Consider the following 12711-nt stretch of genomic DNA (forward strand, 5'->3'; position numbering starts at 1 on the left):
TGATCTTGCTCAATTTCCGTGGATCAGCGACCGGTTGTGGAAAACTCCGGCACTCGCACGGGTGCGGCAGCTGTCATCGCGGGGAGACGACGGCGCCCAGCAGTCCGGGGCCCGTGTGCGCCCCGATCACCGCCCCGACCTCGCTCACATGCAGGTCGGCCAGTCCGGACACCCGGGTCCGCAGCCGGTCGGCGAGGGCCGACGCCCGGTCGGGGGCGGCGAGATGATGGACGGCGATGTCGACCTCGGCGGTGCCGGCCCGGTCGGCCACGATCTCCTCCAGCCGGGCGATCGCCTTCGATGCCGTACGCACCTTTTCGAGGAGTTCGATGCGGCCGCCGTCCAGTTGCAGCAGTGGTTTCACGGCGAGCGCGGAGCCCAGCAGGGCCTGGGCGGCGCCGATGCGGCCGCCGCGGCGCAGATAGTCGAGCGTGTCGACGTAGAAGTACGCGGAGGTACCTGCGGCCCGCTTCTCCGCGGCCGTGACAGCCTCGTCCACGGTGCCGCCCGCCTCGGCCGCCTCGGCGGCGGCGAGCGCGCAGAAGCCGAGCGCCATCGCGACCATCCCGGTGTCCACCACCCGCACCGGCACCGGTGCCTCGCGCGCGGCGACGACCGCCGCGTCGTAGGTGCCCGACAACTCGGCGGAGAGGTGGAGCGAGACGATGCCACTGGCCCCGGACTCGGCGACGCTGCGGTAGGTCTCCGCGAACACCTGTGGGCCGGGGCGGGAGGTGGTGACCGGGCGCCTCTTCTGCAGTGCCTGGGCGAGGGAGCGGGTCGAGATCTCGGTGCCCTCTTCGAGCGCCTGGTCACCGATGACCACCGTCAGGGGCACCGCGGTGATGCCGTGGCGCTCCATCGTCCGCGGCGGCAGGTAGGCCGTTGAATCGGTGACGATCGCGACATGGCGGGACATGAGCTGGAGGTTACCTGGCGTGCTGGCCGAACGGCAGCCCGACCCCTCTCACCTGGGCCGGGACCGGCCGGATCAAGTCGTGCTCTCGGGGCGGGGCTTCTTCTGCCACGGATAGGAAGGGCGTGCGCCGGGCGGGGTGATGGCGGTCCGGGTCGACTCGTCGGCGGTGCCGGACCCCGGGGTCCCGGGCCAGGTCTGCTGTGCGGTGCGGGCGTCGGCGTCGGCGTCGGTCGGAGCCTCGGGCCACGGAGTGGGCGTGTCCTCGGTGTCCGAGCGGGTCCAGTGCCGCAGCGCGCCGGTCTCGACGTCGATCTGGGCGCTGAGCGCGTCCAGATCGTCGTCGGCGAAGCGCTGGGCCCGGTCGCGGACCGCCCAGCGCAGCGAGTCGGCGGACCGGGTGATGCGCTCGGTGCGCTTGCGCAGCTCGGGCAGCCGGGCCGCGAGCGTGGCACGGTCCGGCTCGGACTCCATGCGCTTGAGCTCTTCGTCCAGTTCGTGTCCGTGCACGCTCAGCCGCTGGAAGAGGCCGAGGGACTCCCTGAGCGACTCGTCCTCGGCGACGCCCGAGTGCAGCGCGTCCTGGGTGGCGCGCATCGAGGTGCGCAGGGTGAGCCGGAGCTGGGCGATCTCGGCCGCCGGGCCGATCTGGGTGAAGGACTTGGCGCGCAGGGTGTGGTCCTCGACCGTGCGGCGCGCCTGCGTGATCGTGCGGTCGACGCCTCGCTTGGCCGCGCCGATCGCCTTGACCACCGCATAGGTGCCCAGGACCACGAAGAGCAGGAAGAGCAGGGCGAAGACGGTGAAGAATGCTTCCACGACGCTCCTCCTCAGACCCCTCGCGGCACGCGCCGCGCCGCTCTTCGTGCTTCTCCACGGTAAACGCAGCAGGCAGGTCCGGAGTTCCGGAAGAACCCCGAACCTGCCCGTAGGGGACTACCCCGAGGCGCCGACCGCTCAGGCCGGGACGATGTTCACCAGCTTCGGTGCCCGCACGATCACCTTGCGGATCCCCGCGCCGCCCAGCGCCCGTACGACGTTCTCGTCGGCCAGCGCCACCTTCTCCAGTTCCTCGTCGGAGATGGCCGGCGGGACCTCCAGGCGGGCCTTGACCTTGCCCTTGATCTGCACGACGCAGGTCACGGTCTCGTCCACGACGTACCGCGGGTCGGCGACCGGGAAGTCCTGGTGGACGACCGAGTCGGTGTGGCCCAGCCGGCGCCACAGCTCCTCGGCGATGTGCGGGGCCAGCGGCGCGACCATCAGCACCAGGGACTCGGCGACCGGGCGCGGCAGGGCTCCGCCCGCCTTGGTCAGGTGGTTGTTCAGCTCGGTGACCTTGGCAATGGCGGTGTTGAAGCGCAGGCCCTCCAGGTCCTTGCGAACGCCGTCGATCGCCTTGTGCAGGGCGCGCAGCGTCTCCTCGTCGGGCTCGGCGCCGGAGACGGTGACCTCGCCGGTCGCCTCGTCGACGATGTTGCGCCACAGCCGCTGCAGCAGCCGGAACTGGCCCACCACCGCGCGCGTGTCCCACGGCCGGGAGACGTCCAGCGGGCCCATCGCCATCTCGTACAGGCGCAGCGTGTCGGCGCCGTACTCGGCGGCGATCTCGTCCGGAGTCACCGCGTTCTTCAGGGACTTGCCCATCTTGCCCAGCAGGCAGGAGACCTTCTCGCCCGCGTAGTAGTAGGCGCCGTCGCGCTCCTCCACCTCGGCGGCGGGCACCGCGATGCCGCGGCTGTCGCGGTAGACGTAGGCCTGGATCATGCCCTGGTTGAACAGCTTGTGGAACGGCTCGGCGGAGGAGACGTGCCCCAGGTCGTACAGGACCTTGGACCAGAAGCGGGCGTACAGCAGGTGCAGCACGGCGTGCTCGGCACCGCCGACGTACAGGTCGACGCCGCCGTGCGGCTGGCCCGCGCGCGGGCCCATCCAGTACTGCTCGATCTCCGGGTCGACCAGCTTCTCGCTGTTGTGCGGGTCCAGGTAGCGCAGCTCGTACCAGCAGGAACCGGCCCAGTTGGGCATGGTGTTGGTCTCGCGGCGGTACTTCTTCGGTCCGTCGCCCAGGTCCAGGGTGACGTTGACCCAGTCCGCGTTGCGGGACAGCGGGGTCTCGGGCTGGGTGTCGGCGTCGTCCGGGTCGAAGGTGCGCGGCGAGTAGTCCTCAACCTCGGGCAGCTCCAAGGGCAGCATCGACTCGGGCAGCGAGTGGGCGATGCCGTCCTCGTCGTAGACGATCGGGAAGGGCTCGCCCCAGTAGCGCTGGCGGCTGAACAGCCAGTCGCGCAGACGGAAGTTGACGGTGCCCTGGCCGATGCCCTTGCGCTCCAGCCACTCCGTGATGCGCGCCTTGGCGTCGGCGACGCCCAGGCCGTCCAGCTTGATGTCGTCGTTGGAGGAGTTGATGATCTTCGCGTCGTACGACGAGAAGGCGTCCTCCCACGTCGACGTGTCGGTGCCGCGGCCGTCGGTCGGCTCGACGATGCAGTGGATCGGCAGTTCGAAGGCGCGTGCGAACGCGAAGTCGCGCTGGTCGCCCGCAGGGACGGCCATGATCGCGCCGGTGCCGTAGCCCATCAGCACGTAGTCGGCGATGAAGACGGGGATCCGCTCGCCGTTGACCGGGTTGGTGGCGTACGCGCCGGTGAAGACGCCGGTCTTGTCCTTGGCCTCGGCCTGCCGCTCCACGTCGGACTTGGCACCGGCCTGTGCGCGGTACGCGGCGACGGCCTCGGCCGGGGTCGCGTGGCCGCCGGTCCACACCGCGTGGGTGCCCTCAGGCCAGGCCTGAGGCGTGAACTTCTCGACCAGCGGGTGCTCGGGGGCCAGCACCATGTAGGTCGCGCCGAACAGGGTGTCGGGGCGCGTGGTGAAGACCGTGATGTGCTCGCCGTCGATCGGGAAGTCGACGCGGGCGCCCTCGGAGCGGCCGATCCAGTTGCGCTGCTGCAGCTTGATGGCCTCGGGCCAGTCCAGCTCCGCCAGGTCCGCCAGCAGCCGGTCGGCGTAGGCGGTGATGCGCATGTTCCACTGGCGCAGCTTGGCCTTGAAGACCGGGAAGTTGCCGCGCTCGGAGCGGCCGTCGGCGGTGACCTCCTCGTTGGCCAGCACGGTGCCCAGGCCGGGGCACCAGTTGACCGGGGCGTCGGAGGCGTAGGCCAGCCGGTACTCGCCCAGGACGTCGGCGCGCTCGGTGGCGGTCAGCTGGTTCCAGGCGCGCCCGTGGTCACCGGGTACGGCGCGCTCGCCGCTCTCGAACTGGGCGATCAGCCCGGAGATCGGACGGGCCTTGTTCGCCTCGTCGTCGTACCAGGAGTTGAAGATCTGCAGGAAGATCCACTGGGTCCACTTGTAGTAGTCCGGGTCGATCGTCGCGAACGACCGGCGCTTGTCGTGGCCCAGGCCCAGCCGGCGCAGCTGGGACTTCATGTTCTCGATGTTGGCCTCGGTGGACACGCGCGGGTGCGTGCCGGTCTGCACGGCGTACTGCTCGGCGGGCAGGCCGAAGGCGTCGAAGCCCAGGGTGTGCAGGACGTTGTGGCCGGTCATGCGCTGGAAGCGGGCGTAGACATCGGTGGCGATGTAGCCCAGGGGGTGACCGACGTGCAGGCCCGCACCCGAGGGGTACGGGAACATGTCCATGATGAACTTCTTGGGCCTGGCGACCAGCTCGGGGTCGCCGGCCAGGTCGCCCTTCGGGTTCGGAGCGGCGTAGGTGCCGTCGGCGTCCCAGAAGTCCTGCCAGCGTGCCTCGATCTCGGCCGCCATGGCAGCCGTGTAGCGGTGCGGCGCCGCCTCCGCTGATGTAGCAGCGGCGGCAGCGGGGTTCGTCTCGCTCATGATCCTCAAAGCTCCATCGGTCGTCTCTGCCTGCGGCGTGTCGTCCTAGAAACGAAAAATCCCCTCACGCAGGAGGGGATGCCGCGCCGATGCCGGCCGCCCGGTTCACCCGGCGGTCGGGACTGATCAGCGCGGCCCGCTAAGCAGAAGGCGTACGGCACGCATGGCGTCAGGGTACCGCAGGCGTTGAGCAAGTCGCGACGCGCTTCCGTATGCCTGGCTGACACAACAAAAACGCAAGCAAGGTCTGAACCAAGGTCAGAGCTTACTTCGCGTAACACCGCACTAGGGGACATCGCATCAACAGCATTGTCCTTTGATAACAACGCAATAACTCAAACCTCGTACTGATCGGTATGGCGCCGCTTAGAGTTCGGCAGCGGGACCGCTTTCCCGAACTGCTCGGAGTTGCCCCCATGAACCCTCGTCGTAGTAACAGCTCGCTCCCCAAACCCGGCCGGTCGGCCTATGGGGTGGCGACGGCTGTCGTCCTGCTGCTCATACCCGTGGTGGTACTGAACGGAGGCAGTTGGCTCCAGGACTTCCTCAACTTCGGTGCGGGCGTCCTGTCGCTCGTCTGCCTCACCTGCTCGGTGATCTGGGGCCTGATCGCCCAGGACCGGCTCATCCTCGACATCCGCCAGCGGATCATTGCCCAAGGCATCCACCGGGTGACCGCGGTCGCCTCGATCGCGTTCCTCCTGGTGCACATCGCGATCAAGCTGGCGATCGAGCACACCGTCCTGATCGCCGCGCTGATCCCCTTCAGCCTCGGCTTCTCGGGCAGCGGCGGGCTCATCGGCCTCGGCTCCCTGGCCGGTCTGCTCATGATCTTCGTCGGTGTCACCGGCGCGCTGCGCAACCAGTTCGCGTCCCCGGCACCGGTGGCCGCACGCTGGCGCGCGATGCACATGCTGGCCTACCCGGCCCTGTGCGCGGCCATCATCCACGGCCTGTTCGCGGGACGTCCGGCGAAGACGTTCTTCATGGTGTCGTACGAGCTGTCCCTGGTCGGAGTGATGGCGGCCCTCGCCCTGCGCGCCGCGCCGCGCAGCTTCAAGCGCAAGGTCGCCGACCGGATCGTCGCGATCATCGGCAGCGAGGAGCGCTCCGGCCTCGAGGGTATTGACGCGAGCCGGGCCCGGACGGCGGAGGCCCCGTCCGGACTGCCGGGCTACGAGAACGAGCGCCCGGCCAGGCCGTCGTTTACGGACACGGCGGCATCTCCCATGGCAGCCGCCTACGGCACCGCGGCGACCCCCGAGCCCGCGTCCGGCTTCGCGGCCGCCTACCGGGCCGTGAAGACGCCCTCACGCCCCGAGCAGGGCTTCGCCGCCGACCAGACCGCACGCATGGATCTGCCGCTGGACATGCAGGCCACGGCGGCGATGCCGCGCATGGACGGCCCCTCCAGCACGTCGGGCAGTTGGCCGGTCCCCTCTCCCCCGCCGGTGGGCGAGGCGCCGCCGTCGGCGTACGACCCGCTCCAGGACACCGGATACAACATTCCGGTCTATGGCAATTCGGGCGGTGCCGGGTATCGCGGAAGTGATGTGTACGACACCGGTGAGACGAACAACCTCTACGGCACGTACAACTCGAACGACACGTACAACAGCGGTCCCGCCAATGAACCATCCCCCGGCACGTCGTACGACACGCCGGGTTCGGGCGAACCTTGGAACACGCCTTCCGGAGGCTATAGGTGAACGAGGCCCTGCCCGACGTTCCAGAAGTCCGCGTGGTCGGGCTTCCTCAGCTCACGTCGGGCTTCGACCTTGTCGAAAGGCTCGATCTGCCCATGCACCTGAAGGTGCACGGGCCGCTTGAACCCCTGGGCGGCGAACAGCTCGCGCAGCTGTCCGAACGGATCAACCTCAAGGGCCGCGGCGGCGCGGGCTTCCCCTTCCACAAGAAGCTGCGCTCGGTCGCCGAAGCGGCGATCAAGCGCGGCGTACGGCCGGTCGTCGTCGTCAACGGAAGCGAGGACGAACCGGCCTGCCGCAAGGACACGGTGCTGATCAACCGTGCCCCGCACCTGATCCTGGACGGCGCGCTGCTGTGCGCCGAGGCCCTGGGTGCCCGCACGCTCGTGGTGGGGGTCACCCGTGAGTCGACCCAGCGTTCCATGGAGGCCGCGCTCGCCGAACGCGGCCTGTCCAACGGCCGTCGGTCGGCGCTCAAGGCGTTCGTCCAGCGCAACCCGGTCCGCATGGTCACCGGCGCCGCCTCGTCGCTGGTCCGCTCGATCGACGGCGGCCCGGCGATCCCGCCCGGCCGCAAGTCCAGCGCCTCGCAGAACGGCGTAGGCGGCGCGCCCACGTTGCTGTCGAACGCCGAGACGTTCGCGCAGCTGGCGATCGCTGCCCGCATCGGCCCGGAGCGCTACGGCAACACCGGCCTGTACGACGAGCCGGGCACCGTCATGCTGACGGTCTCCGGCGCGGTCGCCCGCCCGATGGTGATCGAGGTCCCCACCGGCGTGCCGCTGCGCTACGTCCTCCAGCTGGCCGGCGCCCCGCCGGTGCCGCAGGGCGTGCTGACCGGCGGCTACCACGGCAAGTGGATCGACGCGGCGACGGTCAACGAGGCGATCGTCTCCCGCAACTCCCTGGACGCGGTGGGCGGCGCGCTCGGGGCCGGCGCCATTCTGCCGATCACTCAGGAGACGTGCCCGCTGGGCGAGTCGCTGCGGGTGGCCCAGTGGCTGGCCGAGGAGAGCGCGGGCCAGTGCGGTCCCTGCTACCTCGGGCTGCCCGCCGCCGCGCGCGGCATGGAGGACATCCTCAACGGCGGCGGACCGGCCGCCCTGGAGGCCCTCAAGCAGGTCGCCAAGAACGTGAAGCGGCGCGGCGCGTGCTCGCACCCGGACGGCTCGGCGATGTTCCTGGAATCGACCATCAAGGCGTTCACCGACGACCTCGCCGCCCATGTCCTCGGAAACGGCTGTGGAAGGCCCGTGGAGGGCGTTCTGCCGCTCTTCGAGGGGGGCAGGACCCCGTCGGGCATCCCGGGCGGCGCAGAGCCGGAGGAGACCGGAGGCAGCCGCCAGAAGATCTACGTGGACTGGACGCTGTGCCGGGGTCACGGCCTGTGCGCGGACATCCTCCCGGAGGTCTTCCAGCTCGGCGCCGACGGCTTCCCGACCGTCGCCCAGGCGAAGGTGCCGCAGTACGCGGAGGCGAAGGCGCTGCGCGCGGTGCGCCGCTGCCCGGCTCTGGCGCTGCGCATCGAGGAGGACACGCGCTCGCAGGCGCCGTCCCGCAACCTTCCGGTCCTCTCCCAGGGCCGCGGCCGCCGCGCCCTCGGCCGCTGAGCACAAGAACGGCGGGTCACCCGGCTCGGGTGGCCCGCCCGCGTCGTACCCGGACCGCCCCGTACACGTCGAGGGCGGGTCATCCGATCGGATGACCCGCCCTCGACTTCTGTGGAGCTAAGGAGAATTGAACTCCTGACCTCCTGCATGCCATGCAGGCGCTCTACCAACTGAGCTATAGCCCCGTGCGGCCATGCGATGGACTCGCATGTTCACCGTATCGCCCGGTTTCCCCGGCGACGACGCCAACATTACACGGTCGAAGGGGTGCACCACCAAATCGTTTCCGGTCTGTACGGATTCGAGCGCTAGTGTCGTGCTTCGTGTCCGTGATCGCGATCCCCGGAGCCCACCGCAGCACATCGGTCGCCCTGGGGGCGTGCCTCTTCTCGTTCACCGCGTTCTGGTTCGCTCAGCGGGCCGCGCACGTGTCGATGATCGACCTGATGGTGTACCGGGCCGAGGGCGCGGCCGTCCGCGCGGGCGGCGACCTGTACGCGCTGCGGGCGACCCCCGAGCATCTGCCCACGACGTACCCGCCGTTCGCGGCCCTGCTGTTCACTCCGCTGACGCTCCTGGACACCCCGCTCCTGCGCGCGACGGCGACGGCCGCGAACCTCGCCCTGCTGGTGGCGTTCGTGCGGCTGTCGCTGAATCTCGTGGGGCACGCGCGCGTGGAGAGCGTCTGGTGGGTCGCGGCGGCGGCGGTGTGGTGCGAGCCGGTGTGGACGACGCTGCGCTACGGACAGGTCAATCTGTTGCTCGCCGTCCTGGTGCTGTGGGATCTGTCTCGCCGTCCGGGCGACGGCCCGGCCCGCTGGGCCGGAGCCGGCCTGGGGCTCGCCGCGGCGGTCAAGCTGACGCCTGCGCTGTTCGCGGTGTTCCTGCTCGCCACCGGCTGCGTGGCGCACCTCAGGGGCGGCGACGGACGGCCCTGGCTGCGGCACGCGCGCGGGGCGGCCGCCGCGTTCGCCGGGGCGACGCTGCTCGCGGCGGCCGTCCTGCCGCACGACTCGTGGCGGTTCTGGACCCGCATGCTCTTCCGCGCGAACCGGGTGGGGCATGCCGAGGAAACCGCCAACCAGGCCCTGCGCGGCGTTCTGGCGCGTCTGCTGCACGCGCCGGCCCCGGGAGCCCTCTGGGCCGCCCTCGCGGCTCTGGTGGCCGTGACAGGGCTGTCGGTGGCGGTCCTGGCGGAGCTGCGGGACCGGCGGGCGTGGGCGGTGGCGGCCTGCGCGGTGACGGCGCTGCTGATCAGCCCGGTTTCGTGGTCGCACCACTGGGTGTGGTGTGTGCCACTGGTACTGCTGCTGTGGACGCACGGGCACCGGGCGGCCGCCCTGGGCACCGGGCTGGTCTTCTGCTCGTACGCCCTGTGGTGGGTGCCCCACGGTCCGGGGCGGCCCGAACTGCACCAGGGGGGCGTCGCGTTGGCGCTGTCCGGGCTCTACGCGGGGGCCGGACTGGTCTTCCTGGCGCTGGCCGGACATCGTTGCCGAGGCCCGGCCGGGGTCAGGCCGTGACGAACGAGTAGAACCGCTTGAGCGTGCAGTGCTCCTCGAGGAGTCGGCCGTAGATCGGCTCGCCCTCAAGCTCGCGGTACGTCTCGATCGGGTCGCCTTTTATGATCAGCGCCCGCGCGCATTCCTCGCACCAGTACTGGTAGTCGGGGTTGATCGGCTCCATGTCCCGGACGATCGGCGTTCCGCTCCCGCACCAGTCGCACTTTCGCCTGTGCGCACCCATCGATCAGCTCCAGCTGTGGCCGCAGGCCGTGCACACGTAGGAGATCCCGCCGTTGTCGCCGAGCACTTGGGCCACATGGCCGGAACCGCAGGAAGGGCAGCTGAGACGGGTGGCCGTGTCCCGTATCAACGTCGCAGCGGGGAGGTGGCCCACCTCCCCGAGGATGCTCGCAGGCATCGCTACTCCCTCCCGTCGGGCGGCGCCCCCTTCCGGCCGTTTGATTCTGCCACGGCCGGGCCAATACGGTCAGCGACGCCTCAGTACCAGTCCGGACACGGCACCCGCCGAGGCGGTGCCGGCCAGTGCCCACATGCACGCGGAAAGCGCCTCCGCAGAGGTATACGCCGCTGGGGCCCCAAGTGACTCAAGGCGGTTCAGGAACAGTGTGCCGAACGCCGCCACGCCGATCAGCTGACCGAGCTGGGTGACCGTCGCGAGCAGCCCGCTGGCGTCCGCCGCGTCCTGCGGCCGCACCGCCGCCAGCGCCCCGGTGAGGGTCGGGCCGAAGGCGAGCGCGAGCCCGGCGCCCAGGGCGACGAACGCGGCGTACAGCCCGGCTCCGCCGTCGCCACCGCCGCGAAGCGCTAGACCGACGCCGGCCACCGACACGGCGGTGAGCGCGAAGCCGGCCGGGGCCAGCGCCCGCTGCCAGGAGGCGGGCCAGTGCCGCCAGGTCAGCCCGACCACGCCGAAGACCACCGCGGTCGGCGCGAAGCCGAGACCGGCGCGCAGCGCGCTGTACCCGAGGCCGCCCTGGAGGTGCAGCGTGAGCGCGAACAGGAATCCGGCGTTGACCGCCATGACGGCCAGGATGCGGAACACGGCAAGTCCCATCCCGGGGTGCCGCAGCACCCGGGGCGCGATCAGCGGGGCGCCGCCGCGCCGGGCCAGCCGGGCCTCGTAGCCGCAGAACAGCGCGAAGAGGACCACGGCGGCCGCCAGCGACAGCCAGGTCCACAGCGGCCAGTCCTCCTCCTGCCCGAGCACCAGCGGCACCGTGAGCAGCGAGACGGAGGCACCGAGCAGCACCAGCCCCGGCAGGTCCAGGCCCCGCGCCGCGCCGGGCCCGGACGCGCCGCCCCTGGGCAGGACACGCCTGCCGAGCAGCAGCAGTACGGCGCCCACCGGCACATTCACCAGGAAGACCGGCCGCCAGCCGGTGCCGAGGAGGTCGGCGCTGACCAGCAGCCCGCCGATGGTCTGCCCGGCCGCGGCGCCCACGGCGAGGACCGCCGAGTACGCGCCGAGCGCCCGGACCCGGGCCTCGCCGGTGAAGGTGCGCTGGATCAGGCTGAGCACCTGCGGGATCATCACCGCCGAGCCGGCGCCCTGCACCAGCCGGAACACGATCAGTTCGGTGGAGCCCTCGGCCAGGCCGCAGGCGAGCGAGGCGGCGGTGAACAGGGCGAGGCCGAAGAGGTGGACGCGGCCGTGGCCGAACCGGTCGCCGAGTCGTGCGCCGGTGATCAGCAGCACGGAGTAGGTGATGGTGTATCCGGCGATCACCAGTTGCAGGTCGGCGCCGGAGGCGTGGAGTTCGGAACTGATGGTGGGGGCCGCGACGTTCACGATGAAGACGTCGAGGACCGCCATGAACTGTGCGGTGAGCACGAGCGTGAGCAGCAGCCGGGGCCGGTTGTCAGTGCCGGGTGCTTCACTGATCGCAGGGCCCGGAGCGGGCGTGGGACCCGGTTCCGTTCGGATGGTCGTCGTCATGCGGTCGAGCCTGGCGACGCGGCGGTACGGGTGCCGAGAGCCCGCCGATGCTGGTACTGACAGCACCTGGCAGGGGACGGACCGGGCGCCGACGATGAAAACGTGACGACGGGGGACGTGACGATGAGGACGACACAGCGCCGCAGGCCGGAGCTGGCCGCTTTCCTGCGCGGCAGGCGCGCCCGGGTGACACCGGCCGACGTCGGCATGCCACCGGGGCTGCGCAGGCGCACACCGGGACTGCGCAGGGAAGAGGTCGCCCAGCTCTCGGGCGTGGGCGTGACCTGGTACACATGGCTGGAGCAGGGCCGCCCGATCAACGCGTCCGCGCAAGTGCTGGACGCCGTCGCGCGCACCCTGGGGCTGGATCCGCCGGAGCGGGAACATCTGTACCGCCTGGCGGAGGTGCCCTTCGACGCGGCCCCGGAGAGTCCGACGCGGACGGTCGGACCGGAGGTGCAGGGCATCATCGACGCCCTCGACCCGCTCCTGGCGGTGGTCTACAACGCGCGGTACGACATCCTCGCCGCCAACCCGCCCTACCGGGATCTGTTCGCGGTGCCGGCGACCCTCAGGAGCGGTGTGCCGAACGTGCTGTGGTCGCTGTGCACGGTGCCCGAGGAGGCCTGCCCGGTGGTGCACCTCGAGCGCGAACTGCCGGTCATGGTGGCCACTCTGCGGTCCTCGTACGGCAGACATGTCGGCGAGCCCGCCTGGGAGAACCACATACGCGCGCTGGCGGCGGCCAGCCCGTACTTCGCCGAGCTGTGGGCGAGCGGTGCGGTGGCGCAACCGGGGCCACGGGTGAAGACATTCCGTCACGAAGCGGTGGGGGAACTGCGGATGACCTCGCAGTCGCTGTCGGTGGACGGGATGCCGGAGTGCCGGATCGTGGTCTACACACCGGAGGGCGAAGAGGCCCGCGAGAAGCTCGTGTTGCTCCGGGAGCGCAGACAGCGGCTGTGGCCGCCGCGGGACGGCAAAGCTGCCGGGTTCATCCGTAGGTGGAACGCAGAAGATCCCGCCCCCTGAGGGGACGGGATCCTCATCACCGATCTTTGACAACTCAAGAGAGTGTCGATCCGTGGAGCTAAGGAGAATTGAACTCCTGACCTCCTGCATGCCATGCAGGCGCTCTACCAACTGAGCTATAGCCCCGTACGTTCCTCCCGCT

Annotated in this window: 10 protein-coding genes and 2 tRNA genes; 4 read left to right on the plus strand and 8 right to left on the minus strand. The window is 70.6% G+C overall.

Features of this window, described 5'->3' with window-relative positions:
• Nucleotides 1-73: 73 nt before the first annotated feature.
• The 3 genes from N8I87_RS13540 to leuS form a co-directional block, all read right to left on the minus strand.
• Entirely contained in the window at nt 74-919 is an 846-nt protein-coding gene (locus N8I87_RS13540) for a DegV family protein (RefSeq protein WP_263208637.1), read from the minus strand.
• Nucleotides 920-991: 72 nt separating this feature from the next.
• Entirely contained in the window at nt 992-1735 is a 744-nt protein-coding gene (locus tag N8I87_RS13545; RefSeq protein WP_263208639.1) for a hypothetical protein, read from the minus strand.
• A gap of 138 nt (nt 1736-1873) precedes the next feature.
• Nucleotides 1874-4759, minus strand: a complete 2886-nt coding sequence (gene leuS, locus N8I87_RS13550) for a leucine--tRNA ligase (RefSeq protein WP_263208641.1) — start codon at nt 4757-4759, stop codon at nt 1874-1876.
• A gap of 416 nt (nt 4760-5175) precedes the next feature.
• Here leuS and N8I87_RS13555 point away from each other — a divergent pair, with 416 nt between their 5' ends.
• Both N8I87_RS13555 and N8I87_RS13560 read left to right on the plus strand, forming a co-directional pair.
• The gene (locus N8I87_RS13555; protein WP_263208642.1) at nt 5176-6468 is read left to right on the plus strand and encodes a cytochrome b/b6 domain-containing protein; all 1293 of its coding nucleotides are present in this window, start codon (nt 5176-5178) and stop codon (nt 6466-6468) included.
• A complete protein-coding gene (locus N8I87_RS13560; RefSeq protein WP_263208644.1) occupies nt 6465-8075 on the plus strand; it encodes an NADH-quinone oxidoreductase subunit NuoF family protein in 1611 nt (536 codons plus the stop codon). The genes N8I87_RS13555 and N8I87_RS13560 overlap by 4 nt, the downstream gene beginning before the upstream one ends.
• A 112-nt stretch (nt 8076-8187) precedes the next feature.
• Here N8I87_RS13560 and N8I87_RS13565 read toward each other — a convergent pair.
• Nucleotides 8188-8260, minus strand: a tRNA-Ala gene (locus tag N8I87_RS13565).
• Nucleotides 8261-8398: 138 nt separating this feature from the next.
• Between N8I87_RS13565 and N8I87_RS13570 the strand changes: the two genes are divergently transcribed.
• Nucleotides 8399-9598: a glycosyltransferase 87 family protein gene (locus N8I87_RS13570; RefSeq protein ID WP_263208646.1), complete on the plus strand. Its 1200-nt coding sequence runs from the start codon at nt 8399-8401 to the stop codon at nt 9596-9598.
• Here N8I87_RS13570 and N8I87_RS13575 read toward each other — a convergent pair.
• The 3 genes from N8I87_RS13575 to N8I87_RS13585 form a co-directional block, all read right to left on the minus strand.
• On the minus strand, nt 9588-9821 hold the full coding sequence (locus tag N8I87_RS13575) for a hypothetical protein (protein WP_006136074.1): 234 nt from the start codon (nt 9819-9821) through the stop codon (nt 9588-9590). The two genes, N8I87_RS13570 and N8I87_RS13575, sit on opposite strands and share 11 nt — an antisense overlap.
• Before the next feature lie 3 nt (nt 9822-9824).
• Nucleotides 9825-9998 (minus strand): hypothetical protein, encoded by a 174-nt coding sequence (locus N8I87_RS13580; protein ID WP_263208670.1) that lies wholly within the window; start codon nt 9996-9998, stop codon nt 9825-9827.
• 69 nt (nt 9999-10067) lie between these two features.
• Nucleotides 10068-11537: an MFS transporter gene (locus tag N8I87_RS13585; RefSeq protein WP_263208671.1), complete on the minus strand. Its 1470-nt coding sequence runs from the start codon at nt 11535-11537 to the stop codon at nt 10068-10070.
• A gap of 123 nt (nt 11538-11660) precedes the next feature.
• On the opposite strand from N8I87_RS13585, the gene N8I87_RS13590 reads away from it, so the two are divergent.
• Nucleotides 11661-12569 carry a helix-turn-helix transcriptional regulator gene (locus N8I87_RS13590; protein ID WP_263216438.1) on the plus strand — a complete coding sequence of 303 codons (909 nt, stop codon included), beginning with the start codon at nt 11661-11663 and terminating at the stop codon, nt 12567-12569.
• Nucleotides 12570-12622: 53 nt separating this feature from the next.
• Here the strand turns inward: N8I87_RS13590 and N8I87_RS13595 are convergent.
• Nucleotides 12623-12695, minus strand: a tRNA-Ala gene (locus N8I87_RS13595).
• Nucleotides 12696-12711 lie beyond the last annotated feature (16 nt).

This window comes from Streptomyces sp. HUAS 15-9, from assembly GCF_025642155.1.
GTDB lineage: Bacteria > Actinomycetota > Actinomycetes > Streptomycetales > Streptomycetaceae > Streptomyces.